The 25,540-nt window shown below is 64.2% G+C and carries 20 protein-coding genes; 9 read left to right on the plus strand and 11 right to left on the minus strand.

What is annotated here, in order from left to right; all coding sequences use genetic code 11:
• Positions 1-10 precede the first annotated feature (10 nt).
• Positions 11-1,402, minus strand: coding sequence for a PLP-dependent aminotransferase family protein (locus tag LOY37_RS13595; RefSeq protein WP_258714942.1), 1,392 nt, complete (start codon positions 1,400-1,402; stop codon positions 11-13).
• Positions 1,403-1,489: 87 nt separating this feature from the next.
• Here LOY37_RS13595 and LOY37_RS13600 point away from each other — a divergent pair, with 87 nt between their 5' ends.
• A complete protein-coding gene (locus tag LOY37_RS13600; protein ID WP_045202028.1) occupies positions 1,490-1,951 on the plus strand; it encodes a GNAT family N-acetyltransferase in 462 nt (153 codons plus the stop codon).
• Entirely contained in the window at positions 1,944-2,567 is a 624-nt protein-coding gene (locus LOY37_RS13605; protein WP_093382769.1) for an FMN-dependent NADH-azoreductase, read from the plus strand. The genes LOY37_RS13600 and LOY37_RS13605 overlap by 8 nt, the downstream gene beginning before the upstream one ends.
• A gap of 34 nt (positions 2,568-2,601) precedes the next feature.
• Here the strand turns inward: LOY37_RS13605 and LOY37_RS13610 are convergent, their stop codons facing one another.
• Positions 2,602-4,164 carry an arylsulfatase gene (locus LOY37_RS13610; protein ID WP_258714943.1) on the minus strand — a complete coding sequence of 521 codons (1,563 nt, stop codon included), beginning with the start codon at positions 4,162-4,164 and terminating at the stop codon, positions 2,602-2,604.
• Positions 4,165-4,453: 289 nt separating this feature from the next.
• Here LOY37_RS13610 and LOY37_RS13615 point away from each other — a divergent pair, with 289 nt between their 5' ends.
• Entirely contained in the window at positions 4,454-5,332 is an 879-nt protein-coding gene (locus tag LOY37_RS13615; protein WP_258714944.1) for an alpha/beta hydrolase, read from the plus strand.
• Positions 5,333-5,382: 50 nt separating this feature from the next.
• On the opposite strand, the gene LOY37_RS13620 is transcribed toward LOY37_RS13615, so the two are convergent.
• From LOY37_RS13620 to LOY37_RS13630, 3 genes are all read right to left on the minus strand, one after another.
• On the minus strand, positions 5,383-5,700 hold the full coding sequence (locus tag LOY37_RS13620) for a DUF2388 domain-containing protein (RefSeq protein WP_195884112.1): 318 nt from the start codon (positions 5,698-5,700) through the stop codon (positions 5,383-5,385).
• Between the two features lie 68 nt (positions 5,701-5,768).
• The gene (locus LOY37_RS13625) at positions 5,769-6,512 is read right to left on the minus strand and encodes a hypothetical protein (RefSeq protein ID WP_045201988.1); all 744 of its coding nucleotides are present in this window, start codon (positions 6,510-6,512) and stop codon (positions 5,769-5,771) included.
• Positions 6,513-6,633: 121 nt separating this feature from the next.
• Positions 6,634-8,958, minus strand: a complete 2,325-nt coding sequence (locus LOY37_RS13630; RefSeq protein WP_258714945.1) for an FdhF/YdeP family oxidoreductase — start codon at positions 8,956-8,958, stop codon at positions 6,634-6,636.
• A gap of 341 nt (positions 8,959-9,299) precedes the next feature.
• On the opposite strand from LOY37_RS13630, the gene moaA reads away from it, so the two are divergent.
• Entirely contained in the window at positions 9,300-10,304 is a 1,005-nt protein-coding gene (moaA, locus tag LOY37_RS13635) for a GTP 3',8-cyclase MoaA (protein WP_258714946.1), read from the plus strand.
• 19 nt (positions 10,305-10,323) lie between these two features.
• On the opposite strand, the gene LOY37_RS13640 is transcribed toward moaA, so the two are convergent.
• Entirely contained in the window at positions 10,324-11,472 is a 1,149-nt protein-coding gene (locus tag LOY37_RS13640; RefSeq protein WP_195884115.1) for a glycerate kinase, read from the minus strand.
• 110 nt (positions 11,473-11,582) lie between these two features.
• The gene (locus LOY37_RS13645) at positions 11,583-12,683 is read right to left on the minus strand and encodes a sugar diacid recognition domain-containing protein (RefSeq protein ID WP_258606739.1); all 1,101 of its coding nucleotides are present in this window, start codon (positions 12,681-12,683) and stop codon (positions 11,583-11,585) included.
• A 161-nt stretch (positions 12,684-12,844) separates the two neighbouring features.
• Here LOY37_RS13645 and LOY37_RS13650 point away from each other — a divergent pair, with 161 nt between their 5' ends.
• A complete protein-coding gene (locus LOY37_RS13650; RefSeq protein ID WP_093382740.1) occupies positions 12,845-14,179 on the plus strand; it encodes an MFS transporter in 1,335 nt (444 codons plus the stop codon).
• Positions 14,180-14,290: 111 nt separating this feature from the next.
• Complete coding sequence (locus LOY37_RS13655; protein WP_258714947.1) at positions 14,291-15,298, plus strand: aldo/keto reductase; 1,008 nt, start codon at positions 14,291-14,293, stop codon at positions 15,296-15,298.
• Here LOY37_RS13655 and LOY37_RS13660 read toward each other — a convergent pair.
• The 3 genes from LOY37_RS13660 to LOY37_RS13670 form a co-directional block, all read right to left on the minus strand.
• Positions 15,276-17,855 (minus strand): PAS domain-containing hybrid sensor histidine kinase/response regulator, encoded by a 2,580-nt coding sequence (locus tag LOY37_RS13660; RefSeq protein WP_258714948.1) that lies wholly within the window; start codon positions 17,853-17,855, stop codon positions 15,276-15,278. The genes LOY37_RS13655 and LOY37_RS13660 overlap by 23 nt on opposite strands.
• Positions 17,785-18,948 (minus strand): nitric oxide-sensing protein NosP, encoded by a 1,164-nt coding sequence (gene nosP, locus LOY37_RS13665; RefSeq protein WP_258714949.1) that lies wholly within the window; start codon positions 18,946-18,948, stop codon positions 17,785-17,787. Before nosP ends, LOY37_RS13660 begins: the two co-directional genes overlap by 71 nt.
• A gap of 152 nt (positions 18,949-19,100) precedes the next feature.
• Positions 19,101-20,282 (minus strand): porin, encoded by a 1,182-nt coding sequence (locus tag LOY37_RS13670; RefSeq protein ID WP_258714950.1) that lies wholly within the window; start codon positions 20,280-20,282, stop codon positions 19,101-19,103.
• Positions 20,283-20,621: 339 nt separating this feature from the next.
• On the opposite strand from LOY37_RS13670, the gene LOY37_RS13675 reads away from it, so the two are divergent.
• Positions 20,622-21,692 carry an enoyl-CoA hydratase/isomerase family protein gene (locus LOY37_RS13675; RefSeq protein ID WP_045201970.1) on the plus strand — a complete coding sequence of 357 codons (1,071 nt, stop codon included), beginning with the start codon at positions 20,622-20,624 and terminating at the stop codon, positions 21,690-21,692.
• Between the two features lie 16 nt (positions 21,693-21,708).
• Positions 21,709-22,860 carry an acyl-CoA dehydrogenase family protein gene (locus tag LOY37_RS13680; protein ID WP_213601194.1) on the plus strand — a complete coding sequence of 384 codons (1,152 nt, stop codon included), beginning with the start codon at positions 21,709-21,711 and terminating at the stop codon, positions 22,858-22,860.
• Positions 22,861-22,944: 84 nt separating this feature from the next.
• Here LOY37_RS13680 and pedF read toward each other — a convergent pair whose 3' ends face one another.
• The gene (gene pedF / locus LOY37_RS13685; protein WP_045201967.1) at positions 22,945-23,382 is read right to left on the minus strand and encodes a cytochrome c-550 PedF; all 438 of its coding nucleotides are present in this window, start codon (positions 23,380-23,382) and stop codon (positions 22,945-22,947) included.
• A gap of 260 nt (positions 23,383-23,642) precedes the next feature.
• Here pedF and exaA point away from each other — a divergent pair, with 260 nt between their 5' ends.
• Positions 23,643-25,514: a quinoprotein ethanol dehydrogenase gene (gene exaA, locus LOY37_RS13690; protein ID WP_213601192.1), complete on the plus strand. Its 1,872-nt coding sequence runs from the start codon at positions 23,643-23,645 to the stop codon at positions 25,512-25,514.
• Positions 25,515-25,540: the final 26 nt, after the last annotated feature.

Raw genomic sequence — 25,540 nt, forward strand, 5'->3', positions numbered from 1 at the left:
GCCGCCACGGCTAACGGCCCATCGCCAGGCGTAACTGCCTGGCCAGCGCAACGGCTTGTTCGCGGCTGGTGACATTGGTAAAGCCGATCAACAACCCGCGCCGTTGCCCGGGTTGTCGGTACCAGCCTGAAAGCGGCTCGATCGCCAGGCCAAGCGCCCGCGCGCGGCGGGCAATCGCACAATCGTCGAGGCCGCCGCGCACATCTACCACCAGGTGCATGCCGCCTGCCTGATTGTCCAGTTGCAGATACTCACCGAGTTCGGCCTGCAAGGCCTCGACCAGTTGCTGGCGCCGCTGGGCATAGAGGCTGCGCATCTTGCGCAAGTGCCGGGCAAAATGGCCTTCTTCGATAAATGCGCTCACCGTCGCCTGCAACAACTGCGGGCAGTGGTTGTGCATGTCCCGGGCCACGCTGGCGAAGCGCTCTACCTGGGCCTGGGGAACCACCAGATAGGCCAGGCGTATGCCCGGCGCCAGTACTTTGCTGAAGGTCGCGCAGTACAGCACCCGCCCCTCGCTGTCGAGGCTCTTGAGTGCCGGCACCGGCCGGCCGCGGTAACGGTACTCGCTGTCGTAGTCGTCCTCGATGATCCAGCTGCCCTGGCTACTGGCCCAGTCCAGCAGGCGCTGGCGCCGCGGCAGCGACAGCGTGACGCCAAGAGGGCTCTGGTGATGGGGCGTGACCAGGGCAAAGCGCGCATCAGCAGCCCGAGCGATAGCGGCGTCGACATCAAGGCCGTCGCCATCCACCGGCACCGGCACCAACTGCACCCGGGCTCGCTCAAGAAAACGCCTGGCCTGGAAGTAGCCTGGGTCTTCGAACCAGCAGCGGTCACCGCCCTCCAGCAGGCTGGAGCAGATCAGGTCGAGACAGGCACGGTAGCCTGCGCAGATGAAAACCTGTTGCGCAGTACAGCTGATGCCCCGCGACACCGCCAGGTAACCCGCCAATGCATGGCGCAGGGCAAGCTGCCCTTGAGGGTCCGGGTACGCCAGGCCCTCCACCCCGCTTTGGCGCAAGGTACGCCCCACCAGGCGCGTCCACAGCTTGCGCGGAAAGGCGTCCAGCGCCGGCAAGCCGATCTGCAAGGGCATTGGCAAATACGTCTGCGGCCCCGGGGCCAGCGCGGGCCCCGGCACATCGACATCTACTGCCCTGGTACTGAGCGACGGGGCGACCACCGTGCCTGCCGGGCCCCTGGACTGCACATAGCCTTCACCGCCGAGCATCTGGTAAGCCGCCTCGACCGTGCCGCGCGCCAGGTTGAGTTCCGCCGCCAGGGCCCGCACCGAAGGCAGGCGCTCACCCGGCTGCAGGCGCCCGGTACTGATGGCGTCGCGAAAACGCAGGTAGATCTGTCGATAGAGGGGCGTCATCGTCGGTGGGCTGGAGGCTGGCATGTCCTAGTCATTTGTGCATTTTTTGGACCTATAAGGTAGTCCGTTGCCGCCGTAAAGTAACGGCTCAAATTGATCTGGGAGAAACCCGTGGGCGAACAGGCAACCATCCGCTACCTGCAAGAAGGCACCGAGCAACGCGACGCCTTCGAGCTAATGCGCGAACTTCGGCCGCACCTGGTGGATGCCGACGCGTTCGCGCAGCAAGTCAGGCGCCAGGCGCTGCAGGGCTACCGCTTGCTCGGGGCTTTCTACGGCAAGCAACTGCTGGGGCTGGCAGGGGTAAGGAGCAGCGAAAACTTGCTCTATGGACGCTTTACCTACGTCGACGACCTGGTGGTGTCCCCGGCCATGCGCGGCCTGCGGGTCGGCGCCGCATTGCTCGATGCCGCGCGCGCCGATGGCCTGCGCAACGGCCATGCCTACCTGGTGCTCGATACCGGGCTGCATATGCCATTGGCCCAGCGCTTCTATTACCGCGAAGGACTTTTGGCCAAAGGCATGCATTTTGTTCAGGCACTGCCCGCCGCCGAGGCACAGCGCCATGGATAACCTGCTCCTGGTCAATGCCAGCATGCGCGGCAGCGCCTCGATCGGCTTGCGCCTGGCCGACGAAATGGTCGCTTGCATCCGCCACCAGTACCCACACCTCAAGGTGACCCTGCGGGACCTGGCGGCCACGCCACTGGCGCCGTTGAGTGCCGGCTACGCGACAGCGCTGACCGGCTTTGTACCGCCGCACGACCCGGTATTTGCAAGCTCCGAGGCACTGATCAGCGAGCTCGAAGGCTGTGACCTGCTGCTGATTGCCACGCCCATGCACAACTTCACCGTGCCGGCAGCGCTCAAGCTCTGGATCGACCATGTGTTGCGCATCCACCGCACCTTCATTGCCGGCCCTGAAGGCAAGGTCGGCCTGCTCAAAGACCGGCCGGTGTACCTGATCGTCAGTTCAGGCGGCTACCACCGCGGGGCACGGGCCCGCCAGCCGGACTTTCTCAGCGCTTACCTGCGCCACGTGCTCGGCACGTTGGGCCTGCAGAATGTGCACTTCGTCTACCTCGAAGGCATGGCCGTCAGTGATCAGGCGCGGCTTGCCAGCGTCACTCAAGCCAGGCTCGAACTCGCCCGGCAGCGCTGGTTTGGCGAATTGACCCTGGCCGACTGAGTGCGACAGTACGTCCCGCTCACAAGGTGCGGCGTTACTTCATCTTCGCTTCGATTTCCTTGTCGACCTCTTCGCGAATCTGATCGATGCTGAAGCTCGCCGGGCGCTGGCTGGGCGGGTATTCGACGAAGGTCTTGAGGAATGCCGCAGCCTTGCGCGTGCCCTGGAACAACAGGTAGTCGTTCTTGGTCAGCCAGTCGTAATACTGGTCAGAGACCACGTCGGCGCGCTCATAGGGGTCCATGCGCAGGTTGAACAGCTTCGGCACCCGCAGGCAGGTGAAGGGCTCGCTCCACACCGTCAGTCCGCCCGGGGCGCGCTGCTCGCAAAACATCAGCTTCCAGTCGCCGAAGCGCATCGACACCAGTTCACCGTCGTCGTTGAAATAGTAGAACTCGTCGCGCGCGCTTTTCGCCGCCTTGCCGGTCAGGTAGTCGAGCTGGTTGAAGCCATCCAGGTGCACCTTGAAGTTCTTGCCATCGACATCGGCGCCCTTGAGCAGGCGGTCCTTGATACCGCTGTCGCCGGCTGCCGCGAGCAAGGTCGGGAACCAGTCCAGGCCCGAGAACATCTGCCGCGAGACCTTGCCGGCCTCGACCTTGCCCGGCCAGCGGATCATCGCCGGTACCCGGTAGGCGCCTTCCCAGTTGGAGTTTTTCTCGTTACGGAACGGCGTGGTCGCCGCATCCGGCCAGGACCACTGGTTGGGGCCGTTGTCCGTGGTGTAGATGACGATGGTGTTATCGGTGATCTTCAGGTCATCCAGCGATTTGAGCAGCTTGCCGACATCGCCGTCGTGCTCGAGCATGCCGTCTGCGTAGTCATTGCCGGGCATGCCGCTCTGACCCTTCATGGCGTCACGCACGTGGGTGAAGGCGTGCATGCGGGTGGTGTTCATCCAGACGAAAAATGGCTTGTCGGCCTTGGCCTGTTTCTCGATGAAGCTGATGGCCGCCTGGGTGGTTTCGTCGTCGATGGTTTCCATACGCTTGCTGGTCAGCGCCCCAGTGTCCTCGATCTTGCCGTCGGCGCTGGCCTTGATCACCCCGCGAGGCGAAGCAGCCTTGAGGAACTCCTGGTCATCCTTGGGCCAGTACGGGCGCTCGGGCTCTTCTTCGGCGTTGAGGTGATAAAGGTTGCCGAAGAACTCGTCGAAACCGTGGTTGGTCGGCAGGTATTCGTCGCGGTCGCCCAGGTGGTTCTTGCCGAACTGGCCGGTGGCGTAGCCCTGGGCCTTGAGCGCCTGAGCTATGGTTACATCGCGGGCCTGCAGGCCCACCGCCACCCCCGGCATGCCGACTTTGGACAAACCGGTGCGCAGCGGCGACTGGCCGGTAATGAATGATGAGCGGCCGGCGGTGCAGCTGTTTTCGGCATAGTAGTCGGTGAAGATCATGCCCTCCTTGGCGATGCGGTCGATGTTCGGCGTCTCATAGCCGACCACACCCATGGCGTAGGCGCTGATGTTGGTCTGGCCGATATCGTCGCCGAAGATTACCAGGATGTTCGGTTTGTCTGCGGCAGCGGCAGCCGCCGCGCCGAAGGTCGCCGACGCGGCAAGCGCCAGCGTCGACAGCCACTTGTTGTTGCGCTTCATAAGGCCTTGCTCCGTCTCACGTTACCGGCGTTTGCCACGCCACGTGCACGAGATGCCGACTGCCTTGCTGGAACCCGGTGCGCCTCTGGTACGGGTGTGCAATGTGATCGATCGATCAACTCGGTCCGGCGCTGCGTCCAAGCCCTGCGGGCGCGCCATGAACGGGCTGCAGATAGTCTAGTAATGCGTTGCATTTCGCGAGGTGCAGTTCGTCGCCTGGCAAGTTCCCCTACAGCTTGGGCGGCGCTTCTGTTAAAACGCGTCTTTGTATTCAGACGAACGAATTGCCATGGCCTTTTTCTCGCTCAATCGCCCGCGCCGCTGGCTCTACGGGCTGGCCCTGACCTGCGTAGTGGTCGGCCTGCCGGTGGGCTGCGCGGTGCTTGAGCACAAGGAGCGCGAGTTGCTGTTTCGCATCGAGCCGGGCAATGCCAGCTGGTACCGGGGCATGCCTGCAGGCGTGCAGGAGCTTGAGTTGCGGCCCGAGACCTTCAAGGCCGGGCAGAACATCCATGCCTGGTGGTGGCCGGCAAAAAGGCCGGATGCACCGGCCATCCTCTACCTGCATGGGGTGCGCTGGAACCTCACCGGCCAGCTGTTTCGCATCCAGCAACTGCATAACCTTGGCTATTCGGTGCTGGCGATCGACTACCGCGGTTTTGGCCAGAGCCGTGGCGGCCTGCCCTCCGAGGCGAGCGTCTACGAGGACGCGCAGGTGGCCTGGGAACGCTTGCAGGCGTTGCAGCCCGACCCGCGCAAACGGCTGATCTACGGGCACTCGCTGGGCGGTGCGGTGGCGGTCGAGCTGGCCGCGCAGTTGGGCCAGCAAGCGCACAAGGACCAGCGTCCGGTGCCGGCGCGCGGCTTGATCATCGAATCGACCTTCACCTCCCTGGGCGATGCCGCCACGGCAGTGGCCAAGACCTCGCTGCCAGTGCGCTGGCTGCTGTCGCAGAAGTTCGATTCAATCGACAAGATTGCCGCCATCGGCATGCCGCTGCTGGTGGTTCACGGCCTGGACGACCGCTTTGTGCCGCCGCGTTTCAGCGAGCAACTGTTCGCTGCGGCGCAGCCGCCGAAAAACCTGCTGCTGGTGCCGGGGGCTACCCATAACAACAGCATGAGCCTGGCGGGGCAGCGTTACCGGCAGGCGATCGAGGCGCTTTGAGGTGGACCTGTAGCGGCCTCATCGCCGACCTGGCCGGCTCCCGCTGGTGATTATTGCCCGGCGCCGAATTGATCTTTCAGCAGGATCGCCCGCGCCAGTTCTTCATCACTGGCTTTGAGGTCGGGGTTCTGCGCGCGGATGCTCTGAAGCATCGACTCCAGGTACACGCCGCGGATCGCACCGTCACTGGCGATGAACGACGAGGCGTCGTCACGGGCGGGGATGATGCGTTTGTCGTCCTTGAAGGTCGAGTACAGCGAAGCGGATACCCCGGCCGAGGTGGCAACATCACCGGCGTCGACTTTGGCCAGGGCCGAGCCGAAGGGCAGACAGAGCACAAGCGAGGAAACGAGCAGTAAACGGCGCATGGTGATGCCTCCGGATAAAGAGTACCTACATCAACTAGGATTGCCGTAAGTACCTTGAGTTCCCCGGCCTATTGCACCGGCAGAAAGTTCATCAGCAGCAGGCTTTGCGCGTAGTTAAGGCCAATACGCCGATAGCGCTCGTCGAGCATCTGCGCCAGCAGGTCCAGGCGCGCGACGATCTTGCCGAACTCCACGGCAAAGCTCAGGTTGCTGCCCTCCTCCGATATTTCATTGGAAAACAGCAGCAGCACGCCATTGGCGTCCTGGCGCTGGCTGAGCAGCCAGGTGGCCTTTTCGATGTTGCGCGCGGCATTGCTGACGAACTGCGGGTCGATGGTGTCGGTCATGAAAAATTCCGTGCGCCCGCCATGGGCGGTGACCAGCATGCTGCCGATGGCATAGATGAAGGCGCCGACCCGATCGCCGCGAAACTCCGGGCTAAGCGCATAGCTGAGCGCAGCCAGGTCGCGGCGCTCGCCCAGTTGCGCCAACGGCTGGCGTTGCTCGATGGCCTGGCGGATCTGCCGCTCGGCGGTGCTGGCATCGACATAGCCGGACTGGCGCCACTGGTTGGGGTTGCGCTGGTACAGCTTGTTCATCAGCAGGTAAAGGCTGCGCAGGTTGTCGCGCATCGACAGCGTGGCCATGCGGTCGACGCTGGTCTGCAACAGCTCCTGAGGGCGGCCTTGGCTGAACTGGCTGACGATGTCGCGGCCTTGTTGCTGGCTGCAGGCGCTGAGGCTGGCAAGCAAGGCGCCCGCCATCACCGGCAGGCGCAGGTGTCGCAGGAAAACGAGAAACGGATCAACCATCGGCACCGGTCGGTAATCAGCGGCGACGCTGGGAGTCAGCGTCGCCTGGCCATGAATAGAGCCGACAAATCGGAAAAAGTGCGATGGTGGGCGCGATTGCCTCGGCGACTCGAGTACAGCGTCAGAGGTGCGCTGATGGAATCAGGTTGTCGGCGCTGGCTTTCTCGAGCTTGATGGCGATGAATTTCGAGGTCGGTGTGAAGGTGCGCTCGCCGTAGCTTTCCAGCGGCACCAGCGGGTTGGTCTCCGGGTAGTAGGCTGCGGCCTGTCCTGGCGGAATGTCGTAGGCGACCAGGGTAAAGCCGCTGACCCGGCGCTCGCGGCCGTCTTCCCACAGCGAAACCATATCGACCTTGTCGTTGGGCTTGAAACCCAGGCGGCGGATGTCCTGCTCGTTGGCGAAGACCACCTCACGCAGGCCGAATACGCCGCGGTAGCGATCGTCGAGGCCGTACAGGGTGGTGTTGTACTGGTCGTGGGAGCGCAGGGTCTGCAGGATCAGGTCCGGGGTGTCGCCACGGGCCAGAACTTCTTCGTTGACCAGCTGCGCCGGCAGCACGCTGGCAGTGAACTGCGCCTTGCCGCTTTCGGTGTGCCAATCGCGCTGCGCCGCGGTATTGCCCAGGTGGAAGCCGCCTGGGTGCTGCAGGCGCGCATTGAAGTCCTCGAAACCCGGGATGACGTCGGCAATCAGGTCGCGAATGCGGCTGTAGTGGGCAACCGTCCACTGCCAGTCGATCGGCCGGTCACCGAGGGTGGCCTTGGCGATGCCGGCGACGATCGCAGGCTCCGAGCGCAGCAGCGGCGAGCAGGGTTTGAGCTGGCCGTGGGAGATATGCACCATGCTGAAGGTGTCTTCGACGGTGATGCCTTGCGGCCCTTCGGCCTGCAGGTCGATTTCGGTACGGCCCAGGCACGGCAGGATCAGGGCGTCACGGCCGGTGACCAGGTGCGAGCGGTTGAGCTTGGTGGCGATGTGCGCGGTCAGCGCGCAGTTGCGCAAGGCATCGTGGGTGCGCGGGGTATCGGGGGTGGCCTGGGCGAAGTTGCCGCCCAGGGCGATGAACACCTTGGCGCGCTGCTCTTCCATGGCCTGGATCGCCAGCACCGCGTTGTGCCCGTGCAGGCGCGGGGCCTTGAAGGCGAAGCGCGCTTCCAGGGCATCGAGCAGGCGCGCCGGTGGCTGCTCGTCGATGCCCATGGTGCGGTCGCCTTGCACGTTACTGTGGCCGCGTACCGGCGACAGCCCGGCGCCAGGCTTGCCGACGTTGCCGCGCAGCAGCTGCAGGTTGATGATTTCCTGCACGGTCGGCACCGAGTGGCGGTGCTGGGTCACGCCCATGGCCCAGCACATGATCACCCGCTCGGCGCGCCGGTACATGCGGGCAGCCAGCTCAAGCTCGGCCAGGCTCAGGCCCGACTGCTCGACAATATGCGCCCAGCGGGTGGCATCGACTTCGGCCAGATAAGCGTCGAGCCCCGAGGTGTGCTCGGCGATAAAGACGTGGTCGAACACTGCCGGCTCGCCCTTGGCCTGGGCCTCGCGTTCCCATTGCAGCAAAAACTTGGCAATGCCGCGCATCACCGCCATGTCGCCGCCCAGGGCCGGACGAAAGTACGCGGTGTTGGTCGGCTCGGAGCCGTTGCTGAGCATCTCGAACGGGTGCTGCGGATGCTGGAAACGCTCCAGGCCACGCTCCTTGAGCGGGTTCAGGCAGATCACCTGAGCCCCGCGCTTGACTGCCTCGCGCAGCGGTTCGAGCATGCGCGGGTGGTTGGTGCCGGGGTTCTGGCCGATAACGAAGATTGCGTCGGCGTGCTCCAGGTCGTCGAACACCACCGTGCCCTTGCCGACCCCTAGGGTTTCCGACATGCCGACACCGCTGGCCTCATGGCACATGTTCGAGCAATCAGGGAAGTTGTTGGTGCCGTAGGCGCGCACGAACAGCTGGTAAAGGAACGCCGCCTCGTTGCTGGCCCGGCCGGAGGTGTAGAACTCGGCCTGGTCAGGAGACTCGAGGCTGTTGAGGTGCTGGGCGATCAGCGCAAAGGCGTCCTCCCAGCTGGTTTCGACGTAGTGGTCGGTGGCGGCGTCATAGCGCATCGGATGGGTCAGGCGGCCCTGATATTCAAGCCAGTAGTCGCTCTGGCGGGCTAGCTCGGTGACGCTGTAGCGGGCGAAGAAATCCGCATCGACCAGGCGCCCGGTGGACTCCCAGTTGACCGCCTTGGCGCCGTTCTCGCAGAACTTGACCATGCCGCTTTCCGGCGACTCGCCCCAGGCGCAACCGGGGCAGTCGAAACCGCCGTTCTGGTTGGTCTTGAGCATAACGCGCAGGTTCTTGAAGGCGTTTTCGCTGCCCAGCCAGCTCTTGGTCACGCTTTTCAGCGCACCCCAACCGGCGGCGGGGGCGTCATAGTTTTTTATATGTTCATCTTGGCTCATCGCGGCTTCCTCGCTTGGCTCGCAGGGCATCTTTAACGTTTCACCGATTAACAACTTGTTATTGACAGGTTGATTAATGGCGAACTTCGTTTTCTACCCTTTCAGGCTATTGAGCGTGGACTCAGGCGTCTAATCAAAACAAATGGCGAACCGATCAAGACCCTCTATCACGCCGCTGAAACCCTCGTAATACGGGGGCTGCAAGCTACCGATAGATGAGCCTTATCAGTTGGTCATTATTAGTGATTTGACCGACATGGACGATTTAAATAGCCTCGACCATCATCAAAGAACTAGTGCGCAAACGCATCCCAGACGCGCGATAAGAGGCCCTGCCCAGCATGAGTGCAAACGGCAAACAACTGGTCGACGGCTACAGTCGTAAAATCGATTACCTGCGCATGTCGGTCACCGATCGCTGCGACTTTCGCTGCGTCTATTGCATGGCCGAAGACATGCAGTTCCTGCCGCGCCAGCGCATCCTCACCCTCGAGGAGCTGTACCAGCTGGCCGAGCGTTTCGTCGCCATGGGCACCCGCAAGATCCGCCTGACCGGTGGCGAGCCGCTGGTGCGCGCCGGCATCGTCGAGCTGTGCGCACGCATCGCCGCCCTGCCCGGCCTGCGCGAACTGTGCATGACCAGCAACGGCTCGCAACTCACCCGCCTGGCCCAGCCGCTGTTCGATGCCGGCCTTTCGCGCCTGAACATCAGCCTCGACAGCCTCGATGCCGAGCGTTTCAAGGCTTTGACCCGCACCGGCGACCTGGCCCAGGTGGTTGCCGGCATCGACGCCGCCCAAGCCGCCGGCTTTCGCCGCACCAAGCTCAACTGCGTGGTGCTCAAGGGCCGCAACGATGATGAAGTGGTCGATCTGGTGCGCTTTGCCATCGATCGCCAGCTGGATATTTCCTTTATTGAAGAAATGCCCCTGGGGGTGATCAGCGAGCACCAGCGCAGCGAGTCCTATTGTTCAAGTGACGAAGTGCGCGCGCGTATCGCCGAGCACTTCAGCCTGATCGAGTCGGCCGAATCAACCCAGGGCCCCTCGCGTTACTGGCGTCTGGCTGAGGCGCCGGATATCCGCATCGGCTTCATCTCGCCGCACAGCCACAACTTTTGCGCCAGCTGCAACCGCGTGCGGCTGACCGTCGAAGGCCGTCTGCTGCTGTGCCTGGGCAATGAGCACGCCGCCGATCTCAAGCAGGTGCTGCGTGCCCACCCGGGTGACAGCGAACGCCTGGACAAGGCCATCCGCCAGGCCATGACCCTCAAGCCCTACAGCCATACTTTCGATATCAATGGCGAGGTGCAGATTTTGCGTTTCATGAACATGACGGGGGGCTAGCGGCGATGACGCCGGCCCGTCAGCCGGCGGGCAACGCCCGGGCGCGGCACCACAGGCGGGCGATGTCGCCGGCGCGGGCCTGGAGCAAGGCTGGCGCATTGGCACAGGCCGCCTCCAGGGTCATCGGCCCGCTGGTCAGGGCAAACGCGGCGTCGATGCCATGGGCATACAGCTGTTGGTAACCCTCGCCCAAGGTGCCAGCAATCACCACCACCGGCACCCCATGGCGCTGTGCTACCCGGGCCACGCCGAACGGCGTCTTGCCGCGCAGGGTCTGCGCATCAAAACGGCCCTCGCCGGTAATCACCAGGTCTGCCCCCTGCACCGCCGCTTCAAGCCCGGCAAGCTCGGCCACCACTTCGATCCCCGGGCGAAAGGCCGCCTGCATGAAGGCCTTGGCGGCAAAGCCCATGCCGCCAGCGGCGCCGCTGCCAGGAAAGTCACGCACATCAGTGCCCAGCAGTTGCCCGCAGTGGTCGGCAAAGTGTCCCAAGGCCTGGTCCAGGGCCCGGACCTGCTCGGGGCTTGCGCCCTTTTGCGGGCCAAAGATCGCTGAAGCGCCATTGCTGCCGCACAGCGGGTTGTCGACATCCGCGGCAACTTCCAGCTGCACCTCGCGCAAACGCCGGTCCAACGCGCTGGCATCGATGCGGGCAAGCTGGGCCAGGGCCAGGCCGCCTTCAGCCAGCGGCTGATTGTCGGCGTCGAACAATTGCAGGCCCAGCGCCCGCAACATGCCGCTGCCGGCATCATTGGTGGCACTGCCGCCGATGGCCAGGATAATCCGCCGGGCGCCGGCATCCAGCGCCGCAGCAATCAGTTGGCCGGTGCCAAAGGTGCTGCTGCGACAGGCATCGCGCTGCGCCAGGGTGAGCAGTTGCAGGCCACTGGCGGTGGCCATTTCGATGATCGCCGTGTGGCTGTCGGCCAGCCAGCCCCAACCGGCGTCGACCGGCTCACCCAGCGGTCCGCGCACGCGCAGGCTGCGCAGCTCGCCGGCACAGGCAGCGACGATGGCCGCCATGGTACCTTCGCCGCCGTCGGCCATCGGGCACTTGACCCGTTGCGCCTGCGGCAACACCAGGGCAATACCGGCAGCAATGGCGTCGGCGACGCCTTCGGCGCTGAGGCTGTCCTTGAACGAGTCGGGGGCGATGACGATTTTCATGGGGATTCTCCTGATCCAGATGCCTGCATGCTGACAGTTGGGCTGCAAGAGTGCGTCGGTCGGATGCACAAAAACCGCCCGCGCTTGTTTGGCACTTGGCCAAAACCGCCTCAGTTGGCGGCTGGCAGCAACTGTAAGCCCAGGTACAGGCTGAGCATCCCTTCCAGGCGCAACGGGTCGACTTCGCTCAGTTCGGCGATGCGCTCCAGGCGATAGCGCAGGCTGTTGCGGTGAATGCCCAGGGCATCGGCGCAGGCCTGGCTCTGGCCATCGTGGGCACACCAGGCGCGCAGGGTCGCCAGCAGCTGGCCGCTGTTGTCCTTGGCACGAATGCGCTGCAGCGGTTCGAGCAGCTCGTCGAGGGCGTCATCATTGCGATGGCGCCACAGCAACGCTGGCAGCCGGTAGCGGCTCAAGGTCAGCAGGCGCTCGGCCGGCAGCACTTCGCGGCCATAGGCCAGCAAGTCGCGCACCCGCCGATAACCCCGGCGCAGTTGCTCCAGGCTTTGCGCCGGCGAACCTGCGGCCAGGCGCTGCACCTGCCAGCCATGGCGTTGCAAACGCTCCAGCAGTTTCGGCTCATCCAGCACCACGGTGGCGGGCCGGCACCAGAGCAGCGATTGACGCGCGGGGCTTACGCACCAGCTGTCCGGGTAGCGGCTCATCAACCAGCTGGCCAACGCCTCGGCCGCAGGCCCGGCATCCAGCTCAAACAGGCAGGGAATGCGCGGCAGTTGCGGCTTGAGGCCCAGCTGGCGAGCCTCATCGACCAGCCGCGGCGAATCGCCAGAGCCGCCCAGCAGCAATGCCAGCAGGTCGTCGCAGCGCTGGCGCCGCCACTGCTGCTCGACCTGCAGGTGACGCTGGGCCAAAAGCATTTCGGCGGTCATCCGTACCAGCTCGCCATAGGTACGCAACTGCTGCGGATCGCCGGTCAGGCCCAGCACGCCGATCAAGCGCCCGTCGAGCAGCAGCGGCAGGTTGACCCCGGGCTGCACACCCTTGAGGCACTTGGCCGCTTCGACGTCGAGCTCGACGATTCGACCGTTGGCCAGCACCAGCTGCGCACCTTCGTGACGGGTGTTGATGCGCTCGGGCTCGCCACTGCCGAGGATCAGGCCCTGGCTGTCCATGACGTTGACGTTGCACGGCAGAATCGCCATCGCCCGCTCGACGATGTCTTGCGCCAGGTCATGGTCCAGTTCGAACATGGGAGGATCCTTGTTGTCGCAATGATTGGTCCGGGGCACAGCAGGCCGCACGAATTGCTGTGCAAAAGCACAAAGACAGCCACGGCCCGCTCACCGAGACTCGTCGCAGCAGCCGCCTCGATGCAGGCTGCGGCGATAAACATAACAACAGAGAGAGAATCATGTCATACAGCCCTGCCCCTGACCAAGGCCAAGACGTCACCCGCAATGCGCTGTATCGGCGCATAACCTTGCGGCTGATTCCGTTCATCTTCATCTGCTACCTGTTCAACTACCTGGACCGGGTCAACGTCGGCTTTGCCAAGTTGCAGATGCTCGATGCGCTCAAGTTCAGCGAAACCATCTACGGCCTGGGTGCCGGGATTTTCTTCATCGGCTATGTGCTGTGCGGGCTGCCCAGCAACCTGGCACTCAACCGCTTCGGCCCGCGACGCTGGATCGCGCTGATGATGATCGCCTGGGGCACGCTGTCGACCTGCCTGCTGTTCGTCACCACGCCCATGGAGTTCTACGTCCTGCGCCTGTTCACCGGCGCCGCCGAAGCGGGCTTCTTCCCCGGCATCGTGCTGTACCTTTCGCGCTGGTTCCCGGCCACCCGTCGCGGGCGGATCATGGCCCTGTTCATGTCGGCGATCCCGGTGTCGGGCTTGCTCGGCGGGCCGTTCTCGGGCTGGATTCTCAATCATTTCGCCGCCGGCCAGCATGGCCTGGCCGGCTGGCAGTGGATGTTCCTGATCCAGGGCCTGCCGACCGTGCTGCTGGGCTTTCTGGCGATCTTCCTGCTCAGTGACGGTTACGCCAAGGCCAAATGGCTAAGCCCGGCCGAACGCCAGATCATCGAAACCGACCTCAAGGCCGATGCCGCCAGCAAGCCGGTGACCAGCAGCGACAGCCTGCTGTCGGTGTTTGCCAACCCGCTGATCTGGACCTTCGGTTTCGTCTACTTCTGCATCCAGAGCGGGGTCTATGCGATCAACTTCTGGCTGCCGTCGATCATCAAGAACCTGGGTTTCAGCGACGCCCTGCTGATCGGTTGGCTGAGCGCCATCCCCTACCTGCTGGCCGGGGTGTTCATGCTGCTGGTCGGGCGCTCGGCAGACCTGCGCAACGAGCGCCGCTGGCATCTGGTGGTGCCGATGCTGATGGGTGCCCTGGGCCTGCTGATCGCGGTGAACTTCGGCCACAGCCCGGTGATCGCGATTATCGGTTTGAGCATTGCCACCATGGGCGCCCTCACCGGCCTGCCGATGTTCTGGCCAATGCCCACCGCGTTGCTCAGCGCCGGTACGGCAGTGGCGGGCCTGGCGATCATCAACTCGGTCGGGCAGATGGCCGGCTTTCTCAGCCCCTACCTGGTCGGTTTCATCAAGGACCAGACCGGCTCGACCGATGCCGCGCTGTATTCGCTGGCGGGCTTGATTGTGTTTGGCAGCCTGGTGGCGTTGCGGGTTTCGCGGGTGCGGGCTGCCGGGGCGGCCGCCGAACCGGCGAACTGAGGCAAGCCCGCTCCTACATAATGTAGGAGCGGGCGTGCCCCGCGATGCTTTAAATCAGAGATGGAACTGTGTAAAACAGATCGAACTCCAATCGCCAAAGGCCTTTCGATCATGATTTACCGTCCACTGGGCCAAAGCGGCCTGCAGGTGTCGGCACTGACCCTGGGCAGCATGATGTTCGGCGAGCCGACCAGCACCGAAGACTCGCTGCGCATCATCGCCAAGGCCTGGGACCAGGGCATCAATTTCATCGACACCGCCGACGTCTACAACGCCGGGCGCAGCGAGGAAATCGTCGGCGAGGCCATCGCCCGCCACCGCCACGACTGGATCCTCGCCTCCAAGGTCGGCTTCGGCCCTGCCGAGGGCCTGCCCAACCGTAGCGGCTTAAGCCGCAAGCACATCTTCAATGCCATCGAAGCCAGCCTGACCCGCCTGGGCACCGATTACCTGGACATCTACTACCTGCACCGCGAAGACCACAACACCCCGCTTGAGGTCACCGTCAGCGCCATCGGCGACCTGCTGCGCCAGGGCAAGATTCGCCACTGGGGGGTGTCCAACTTCCGCGGCTGGCGCATCGCCGAGCTGTGCAACCTGGCCGAGCGCCTGGGCGTGCCCAAGCCGGTGGCCAGCCAGCCGCTGTACAACATCGTCAACCGCCAGGCCGAACCCGAGCAGTTCAGCGCCGCCGCCCATCACGGCCTGGGCATCGTGCCCTACAGCCCGCTGGCGCGCGGCGTGCTCAGCGGCAAGTACGCGCCCAATGCCAGCCCCGACGCCAACAGCCGCGCCGGACGCCAGGACAAGCGCATCCTGGAAACCGAATGGCGCCCAGAATCGCTGCAGATCGCCCAGCAGATCCACGCCTACCTGCAGCCCAGGGGCATCGGCATGGTCGAGTTCGCCATCGCCTGGGTGCTCAACAACCGCGCGGTCAGCTCGGCGATCGTCGGCCCGCGCACCGAAGCCCAGTGGGACACCTACAGCGGCGCGCTGGAGGTGCAGATCAGCGCTGAAGACGAAGCCTTCATCGATTCACTGGTAACCCCGGGCCACGCCTCGACTCACGGCTACAACGACAGCGCGCACTACGTCAGCGGTCGCGTGGCGCGCTGAGTTCGGCGCCGAGCAGGTGGCTGATGGCGGCCTTGAGCTTCATCGGCCGCACCGGCTTGTGCATCAACGTATGGCCGCGCTCGCGCACCTGTTGTTTTAGCTCGTTGCTGTAATTGGCGGTGATCATCAAGGCCGCCAGCGGTACAGGCCGCTGGGCATTGATCGCCGCCACCGCATCGACGCCGTTGCGGCCGTTGTCCAGGTGGTAATCGGCGATCAGCAGGTCGGCTTCGGCGCGGTTGCAGGCCACCTGGCGCGCCAGGTCCTGCTCGCTCAAGGCCGTCACCACCTCGCAGCCCCACTGCTCGAGCAAGGTGCGCATGCCGGCGCAGATCGCCGCGTCGTTATCCAGCACCCAGATACGCGCGCCTTCCAGGCGTTCGCGCAGCGGCTCGCTGAGGTCGGGTTCGGCCAGCCGCCTGGGTGCCTGGAGGCTGCAGGGTACTTCGACGGTAAACACCGAGCCCTTGCCCGGCACTGAACGCAATTGCAGGCGGTGGCCGAGAATCCCGGCGATCTTGTCGACGATGGCCAAGCCCAGGCCCAGGCCGCGATCCTGGTCCGGGCGCTGCGCATCACCACGACGAAACTCCTCAAACACCTCTTCGCGGCGCTCTTGGGCAATGCCGATGCCGGTGTCCCAGACCTCGATCGACAACGCCTTGGCGCGCCGCCGGCAGCCGAGCAGCACGCGGCCGCGCGGGGTGTAGCGGATGGCATTGCTGAGCAGGTTGCGCAGTATCCGCGCCAGCAACTGGATATCGCTGTGCACGCTCATCCCACAGGGTACATAGGCCATGCGCAAGCCCGCGCTGGCGGCGGCATGAGCAAATTCGGCGGCGAGGTTGTCGAGCAGGTCGCTGACGGCGAAGCTGGCAAGGTCGGCCTTGATCACCCCGGCGTCGAGCTTGGAGATATCCACCAGGGTGCCGAGCAGGTTCTCGACGTCATCCAGCGAGTTGCTGACATTGCGCACCAGCGCCGGGTTAGCGCTGCTCTGTTCGAGCAAGGCACTGGTGAACAGCCGCGCCGCGTTCAAGGGTTGCAGCAGGTCATGGCTGACGGCGGCGAGGAACTTGGTCTTCGACAGGTTGGCCTGCTCGGCTTGCTGCTTGGCCTTGCTCAGTTCGGCGGTGCGTTCACGTACCCGCACTTCGAGGTTCTGGTAGGCCTGGTGCAGGGCCTCGGCGCTGCGCCGGCGTTCGGTGATGTCGCGAATCAGCACGAAAATCCCAACCACCTCGCCACTGGCCAGGCGGTTGGGCACGTAGGAACGCAGCATGTAGCGTTCCTGGCCGTTGACGTGGGTCTCGGCGCATTCGAACGTCACGCTCTCGCCGGCCAGCGCCCGCTCGATGTAGCCCTCCAGGCGCTGGTAGTGGCCGGGGCTGTGTACCTCGCGCAGGTTCTGCCCGAGCATCACCCCCGGCGGCCAGCAGTACCACTGCTCGTAGACCTTGTTGGTGAACTCGTAGACCAGCTCGGCATTGAGGTAGGCAATCAGCGCCGGCACATGGTCGGTGATCAGCCGAATCCAGCGCTCGCTTTCGCTCAGGGCTTGCGCGTGCTGGTAGCGTTCGGTGATGTCGGTGAAAGTGTTGACGAAACCGCCGGTGGGCAACGGATGGGTACGGATTTCCAGCATGCGTCCGTCGAACAGGCGCTGTTCCAGTTCATGCACACAGCGGCCATTGCCGTCGCGGCTGGCCGGGGTCAGCAAGGCCAGTTCGCTGTCGGCGATCACTTCGGTAAAGGATCGGTGGGCGGCGATCGGCGCCAGGCCGCTGAGTTCGAGAAAACGCCGGTTCCACAGTTCCAGCACGCCGTCGGCATTGACCATGGCCACGCCCTGGGACAGGTTGTCGACCGCCCGTTGCAGCAAGTAGGACTTTTGCGCCACCGCCTGCTCGCGGCGCCGGGTTTCGCTGTGCTTGACCTCGGTGATGTCGGTGAACAGCATCACCCGCCCGCCGTCCTGGGTTGGCCGCTCGCTGACCTGCAGCCAGCGCCCGTTGTGCAGACGGTACAGCAGGTGTTCGTCGCTGACACCGCGCAGTTCTTCGCGCAACAGGCCGCTGCTGTGCATCAGGCGCTTGACCTCGGCCAGGCGCATGCCGCTGATGATGCGCAAGCGGCTGCCGGCCCAGAAGGCTTTGAAACGGCTGTTGAAGAGGACGATGCGCAAGTCCGGGTCGAACAGCACAAAGGCGTCGGAGATGCTTTCGATGGCATCGACCAGGTGCTGGTGGGCGGTTTCCGCGCGCAGCCGGGCCTCGCTGAGCAGGTGGTTGCTGGCCTTGAGCTCGACCAGGGTCTGGTTCAGGGCATCGGTGCGCTCGCGCACCTGTTCGGCCAGCACCACCGAATGCTGGAACGCCGCATAGGAATCGTCCGGGCGCGCCGCCCCCGACTCCAGGCGCTCGATCAGCGCAGCGTTGATGCGCAGCAGCTTGTGGTTGGCCCGTTGCAGCTCGGCCAGGCGCGGGTCACTGTTCACGCTGGCCTCGGGGCCGGCCGATGGCAACGCCGGTGAAGGTCTGGTTGATGTGCATGCCATTGAACTGTTCCCCGTAGGAGTTGAAACCCAGCACCCGTTGGCTGCGCAGAAAACGGCCGACCTCGGCCAGGCTGTCGCTGCCTTCGAGCTCCAGGCGGCGCAGGAAGCAATCGCAACCGATGGTCAGCAGCAAGGGCCCGAGGCGTTGTTGCAGGCCGCTAAACAGGTGCTGCAGATTCGGCAACAGCGGCCCCGGACGCATGGCGGTGAGGACGATGCCGTTCTCCACCGCGCAGTAGAAACTCAGGCTCAGGTCCTCGTGCACCTGCTGGATGGCGCGCACGTAATAACGCTCGTTGATGCGCACCGCCAGCGGGTTGGCGGCGAAGGTGCGGTGATTGATCTGGCTGACCGGCACGCCGATCAACTGCGCGTATTCAAGCGCTGCCGGTTCGGCGTTGAGCTCGTAGACCCGGCGCAACTGGCGATCGGCGCGGGTGATGACCAGTTTTTCACTGCGCGGCTCGATGTGATGGGTGGTGAACACCTCGAACTCAAGCCCGGTGTTGACCAGCAGCACCACCGCAGCGCCACTGCGAAAGGCGCCGTCGAAGTACACATGGGTGTGGTGCAGGTGATTGTCGTCACCGGCCGAGCCACCGAAATGCGGGATATCGCCCAACGCCGCACTGAGTGCCGCCAGCACGGTTTCTTCACGGCTGGACAGGCCGTCGAGCAGGGTCAGGGCAAAGCTGTGGCCCTTGATCGGCGCCAGGGTATTGCTACGACACTCGCCCACCAGGCGCTCGACCGTGGCCTGGGCCTGGATCAGGCTGAACGCCGGCATGGCGTCGATCAGTTCGGCGGCGATGGAAAACTGCCGGTGATCAAAACCCAGGGCGGTGATGCAGCCACGGCCGTAACCGTCGGGGGTCAGTTCGCCGGCACTGGTGCAACCGGCCAGGCGAATGCCGCCGAAACTCTGTTGCAGGGCCTGGGCCAGGGCCGGCAGGTCGTACTCGGCGGAGCAGAAGAACAACACGAAACCCAGGTGCGGGTGCAGCAGCTGGCTGGCCAGTTCCTGGGCGGCAAGCTCAGCGGCGCTGGCCCGCGACACGGCACTGATCACGCCCTCGGCCGGGAACTGCTGCATGGGTGCCTCCTGGGTGGGCATTGATCGATGCAGGCAGTTTAGGCAGGCGCGGTAGCGTGCCGAATGCTACTTGGGTACTGGGTATGGGTGGCATTGGTTGTAGAGCGGGTGGCCTCATCGCGGGGCAAGCCCGCTCCTACCGGTCAACGCGTTTACCAGGTCAGCACCGCGCCCACAGCAAAGGTATCGGTGTCTTCGTTCTGCGCATCGCCTTCATGGCCGTCGATCTCGAACTGGTTGTACTCGGCGACCAGCTTGAGGTTGTCGTTGATGTCATGAAACAGCGCTATGCCACGGGTTTCATAGTCGGCGCCGGTGTTCACCGCGCCATTGCCGTCATCCCTGGTCTTGCCATACGACAGCGCCAGGCGGTTTTTGCCGAGCTTGTACGAGCCCTGAAACAGATAACCCTTGCTGTCGACCTCACGCAAGGTCGCCTCGCCGGCGTTGTTGGTGAAGAACGGGTTGATGCCCTTGGCGGTAAAACCTGAGCCGGTCAGCGACAACCCGCCGATCTTCGCCTGCACGCCATAGCCCAGGCCCTTGGAAGTCACCGAATCGACGCTGCTGTCGGTGTTGTCCGAGGTCTGGTAGGTGCCGTTGAGCCAGCTATAAATCTGCGCGCCGCCGAGGTCGAACTGGTAGGTGATCTCGCTCTCGGTGCGCGGGTTTTCCTGGTAGGCCTTGCCCACTGCGCTGTCGTCGTTGGTGTCCACCGGGTCGAGGATCCCCACGGCAATGCGCAAGCCGTCCAACACCGGCGTGCGGTAGGTGATCTGCGAGGTCGGGAACGGGTACGGGTAGCCGCTGCCGATGTTGCCGAACGACACCCCGCCGCCATCGACCAGGCCCAGGGTGTCGCTGACCTGGCCGTAGCCGGCGAGCAACTCGTCGAGGAGGATGTTGGAGCGGGCGAACAGGCCGAAGTCCTTGCCGATCAACACCTCGCCCCATTCGGGGTTGGCCACGGTGCCGTAGAACTGGCGCACGTCGATGGCGGTGTCGGTGCCGTTGGTTTCGCTGTCGTTGATGGTCACCCAGAACGAGGCCCGGCCGCCGAGCTTGAGGTCATCGACCTGGCGGGTCATGTTGAAGCCCAGGTAATTGGGCAGAAAGCCCATCTTCACCCGCGACTGGCGACGGTCGTATTGCTCCCCGGCGCGGTCGACGTCGCTGTTGACGTAGAAGGCGTTGATGTAGCCGTCGGTGGAAAAGGTCGTCTGCTCCTTGTCGTAGAGCATGATCTCGGCGCCGGCCAGCGGGCTCAGGCCCAGGGCGGCAAGGCTGGTCAGCAACGGCAGGAAACGGCGATTGGCATTGTTATTGTTGTGCATGGCGCTCTCCGCAAAACGGGGGGACAGATGTCGGAGGCGATTATCGAAAGGCCAGGCAAGCGGCCATACCCTGCCTTGGCGGCGCTCCCGTGCTGCTTTGGCGCAACCGGCCCGGCTGCCCGCAGGCGGAACTAATCCCTTGCCCGTCAGTGTCACAAGGCTAAAGTGGCAAGACCCGGTGCGTTAGGCGCGCCCACCCATGCAAAAATGCAGACTGAGCCTGCAGATTTACGGATTGTATTGGGCAAATTTGCACTGATACGATCCTTCGATCCTCTAGCGCCTATCCAGACCGTGTTAAAACACGTGGAAAATCAATAACAAAGCAGGGAGAAAGCGATGACCGCGCACGCTCAAGCGCCAACCGACGTCCATGTACTGGCCGAGGTTCGCAACCATATCGGTCACTTGACCCTCAACCGCCCCACCGGCCTCAACGCCCTGACCCTGGACATGGTCCGCCGCCTGCAGCGCCAACTTGACGCCTGGGCCACGGACTCACAGGTGCATGCCGTGACCCTGCGCGGCGAAGGCCCGAAAGGTTTCTGCGCCGGCGGCGACATCCGCTCGCTGTACGACAGCTACAAGGCCGGTGACAGCCTGCACCGGGATTTTTTCGTCGAGGAGTACGCCCTCGACCTGTGCATCCACCATTACCCCAAGCCGGTGCTGGCACTGATGGACGGCTTCACCCTCGGCGGCGGCATGGGCCTGGCCCAGGGCGCCGACCTGCGGGTGGTCACCGAGCGCAGCCGCCTGGCCATGCCGGAAACCGCCATCGGTTATTTCCCGGATGTTGGCGGCAGCTACTTCCTCTCGCGCATTCCCGGCGAGCTGGGCATCTACCTGGGGGTCAGCGGCGTGCAAGTGCAGGCGGCCGATGCGCTGTACTGCGGCCTGGCCGACTGGTACCTGGACAGCAGCAAACTGGCCAGCCTCGATGAGCGCCTCGACACCCTGAGCTTTGGCGAACACCCGCTCAAGGACCTGCAAGGGGTGCTGGCCAAACTCGGCACCCAGGTGCTTGAAGACGCACCGCTGGCCAGGTTGCGCCCGGCCATCGATCACTTCTTCGCCCTGCCCGACGTTGCCAGTATCGTCGAGCAACTGCGCGCCGTGACCGTGGCCGACAGCCATGAATGGGCACTGAAAACCGCCGATCTGCTCGACAGCCGCTCGCCGCTGGCCATGGCCGTGACCCTGGAGATGCTTCGTCGCGGCCGTCACCTGAGTCTTGAAGACTGCTTCAAGATGGAGCTGCACCTGGACCGCCAGTGGTTCGAGCATGGCGACCTGATCGAAGGCGTACGCGCACTGATCATCGACAAGGACAAGCAGCCACGCTGGAACCCCGCCACCCTCGCCGGCCTCGACCGCCAGCGCGTGGATCAATTCTTCGAAGGCCTCTGAGGCCTGGAGTACGCAGATGCAAGACCTGGAACTGACTGAAGAACAGATCATGATCCGCGACATGGCCCGGGACTTCGCCCGTGGCGAGATCGCCCCCCATGCCCAGGCCTGGGAAAAGGCCGGCTGGATCGACGATGGCGTGGTGCAGAAGATGGGCGAGCTGGGCCTGCTGGGCATGGTCGTGCCCGAGCAATGGGGCGGCAGTTACACCGACTATGTCGCCTACGCCCTGGCGGTCGAAGAGATCGCCGCCGGCGATGGTGCCACCGGTGCGCTGATGAGCATTCACAATTCGGTGGGCTGCGGCCCGCTGCTCGCCTACGGCAGCGCCGAACAGCAACAGACCTGGCTTGAGCGCCTGGCCAGCGGCCAGGTGATCGGCTGCTTCTGCCTGACCGAGCCGCAAGCGGGCTCCGAGGCCCACAACCTGCGCACCCGCGCCGAGCTTAAGGGCGATCACTGGGTGATCAATGGCGCCAAGCAGTTCGTCAGCAATGCCCGCCGTGCAGGGCTGGCGATCGTCTTCGCGGTCACTGACCCGGAGCTGGGCAAAAAAGGTATTTCGGCGTTCCTGGTGCCCACCGACAACGAAGGCTTCGTGGTCGATCGCAGCGAGCACAAGATGGGCATCCGCGCCTCCGACACCTGCGCGGTAACCCTCAACAACTGCCGTATCCCGGCAGCCAACATGCTCGGCGAGCGCGGCAAGGGCCTGGCCATTGCCCTGTCCAACCTCGAAGGCGGGCGTATCGGCATCGCCGCCCAGGCCCTGGGCATTGCCCGCGCGGCATTCGAGGCGGCGCTGGTGTATTCGCGTGACCGTATTCAGTTCGGCAAGCCGATCAACGAGCACCAGAGCATCGCCAACCTGCTGGCCGACATGCAGGTGCAGATCAACGCCGCACGGCTGTTGATTCTCCACGCCGCACGCCTGCGCAGCGCCGGCAAGCCGTGCCTGAGCGAAGCCTCACAGGCCAAGCTGTTCGCCTCGGAAATGGCCGAGCGGGTGTGCTCCAAGGCGATCCAGGTGCATGGCGGGTATGGCTATCTGGAAGATTACCCGGTCGAGCGTTACTACCGCGATGCGCGCATTACCCAGATCTACGAAGGCTCCAGCGAAATCCAGCGCATGCTGATTGCCCGGGAGTTGAAGCACTACACCTTGTAAACACGGCCTACTGTAGGAGCGGGCTTGCCCCGCGATGCGATTTCACTGTTGAATCGCTATCGCGGGGCAAGCCCGCTCCTACAGTCACTCCTCGACATGCACGCTGTCGAGGTAACTGCGCACCGCCCATAAGGCTTCCTGGCTGAGGTAGTCAGCCATCTTCGGCATGTACACCCGGCCATCGCGTACCGCGCCATTGCGCACCCGCTCGACAAACCATTCATCACCGGCAGCGCCTTCGTCGAGCAAGCGCAGGTCCGGGGCGATGCCGCCGGACTTGGCTTCAAGGCCGTGGCAAGCAGCGCAGTTCTGGTTGTAGGCCGAAGCACCGATGGACACCGCCTCGTCGTGGTCCTTGCTGTTGCGGTAGGGGTTTTCTGCGCGCCACTGCTCGCCGAGCTTTTCCAGGTTGCCGGTGTTGACCGCGGTCGGCGTCACGTTGCCATGGGCAAAAGCCCCGGCGCTGCTCATCAGGCTGGCGCTGACGATCAGGCTCAACCAGGCGTTTTTTGCTGTTTTCATTGTTCTGCCCTCGACTGCTGTTTGCACGCAAAAACCTCTCGGCTGAAAGGTTGTGCCGGCATCTTAGAAACGTGCTGGCGAGGGCCCCATGCTGCTTTGGTGGCCGCAACCTCCTCCCTTGGTAGTAGCGCTTGTGGGGCAGTGCCAAATCATGCCCGGCCTGGGAAATTTTCCCGCAAAGACCGGGAGATTTTCCGTATCGATCGCGCCCTTGGCGTTCCAGGCTATGCAGGCCAAAACCTTCATTGGGAACTCCAACCATGACAATAAGATCGTTACCCGCCGCACTTTCCCCGCTGACTGCTGCCGTGCATACCGTCCTCCTGCTGGGCAGCCTGGCCCTGGCCCCGCATGCCCTGGCGAAACCTGTGAGCTGGGAAGACATCGCCGACGACCACAAGAGCACCGGCAACGTGCTGCAGTACGGCATGGGCACCAATGCTCAGCGCTGGAGCCCGCTGGCCCAGGTCAACGACCACAACGTGTTCAAGCTGACCCCGGCCTGGTCGTACTCTTTTGGTGACGAGAAGCAGCGCGGCCAGGAGTCCCAGGCCATCGTCAACGACGGCGTGATCTACGTCACCGGCTCGTACTCGCGGGTGTTTGCCCTCGATGCCAAGACCGGCAAGCGCCTGTGGACCTACAACCATCGCCTGCCGGACAACATTCGCCCGTGCTGCGACGTGGTCAACCGCGGCGCCGCCATCTATGGCGACAAGATCTACTTCGGCACCCTCGACGCCCAGGTCATCGCCCTGAACAAGGACACCGGCAAGGTGGTGTGGAAGAAAAAGTTCGGCGACCACAGCGCCGGCTACACCATGACCGGCGCCCCGACCCTGATCAAGGACCAGAAGAGCGGCAAGGTGTTGCTGATTCACGGCAGCTCCGGCGATGAATTCGGCGTGGTCGGCCAGCTGTATGCCCGCGACCCGGAAACCGGCGACGAGGTGTGGATGCGGCCCTTCGTCGAGGGCCACATGGGCCGCCTGAACGGCAAGGACAGCACCCCCACCGGTGACGTCAAGGCGCCGTCCTGGCCGGATGATCCGAACACCGAGACCGGCAAAGTCGAAGCCTGGAGCCATGGCGGCGGCGCGCCGTGGCAGAGCGCAAGCTTCGATGCCCAGACCAATACCATCATCGTCGGCGCCGGCAACCCGGGGCCGTGGAACACCTGGGCGCGTACCTCCAAGGATGGCAACCCGCACGACTTCGACAGCCTCTACACCTCGGGCCAGGTCGGTGTCGACCCCTCGACCGGCGAAGTGAAGTGGTTCTACCAGCACACGCCTAACGACGCCTGGGACTTTTCCGGCAACAACGAACTGGTGCTGTTCGACTACAAGGACAAGGACGGCAAGCAGTACAAGGCCACCGCCCATGCCGACCGCAACGGCTTCTTCTACGTGGTCGACCGCACCAACGGCAAACTCAAGAACGCCTTCCCGTTCGCCGACAACATCACCTGGGCCAGCCACATCGACCTCAAGACCGGCCGCCCGGTGGAAAACCCCGGCCAGCGTCCGGCCAAGCCCGAACCTGGGCAAACCAAGGGCAAGCCGGTAGAAGTCTCGCCACCGTTTTTGGGCGGCAAGAACTGGAACCCGATGGCCTACAGCCAGGACACCGGCCTGTTCTATGTGCCGTCTAACCAGTGGAAAGAGGAGTACTGGACCGAGGAAGTCAACTACAAGAAAGGCTCGGCCTACCTGGGCATGGGTTTCAGGATCAAGCGCATGTACGAGGACCACGTCGGTTCGCTGCGGGCCATGGACCCGACCACCGGCAAGATGGTCTGGGAGCACAAGGAGCGCCTGCCGCTGTGGGCCGGGGTGCTGGCGACCAAGGGCAACCTGGTGTTCACCGGTACCGGTGATGGCTACTTCAAGGCCTTCAACGCCAAGACCGGCGAGGAGCTGTGGAAATTCCAGACTGGCAGCGGCATCGTCTCGCCGCCGATCACTTGGGAACAGGACGGTGAGCAGTACATCGGCGTGACCGTCGGCTACGGCGGCGCGGTGCCGCTGTGGGGCGGCGACATGGCCGAGCTGACCAAGCCGGTGGCCCAGGGTGGCTCGTTCTGGGTGTTCAAGATCCCGGCCTGGGATACCAAAACGGCCCAGCGCTAAGCCCATCGCCGGCCAAGCCCGCTCCG

Source organism: Pseudomonas sp. B21-012 (assembly GCF_024749305.1).
Lineage (GTDB): Bacteria > Pseudomonadota > Gammaproteobacteria > Pseudomonadales > Pseudomonadaceae > Aquipseudomonas.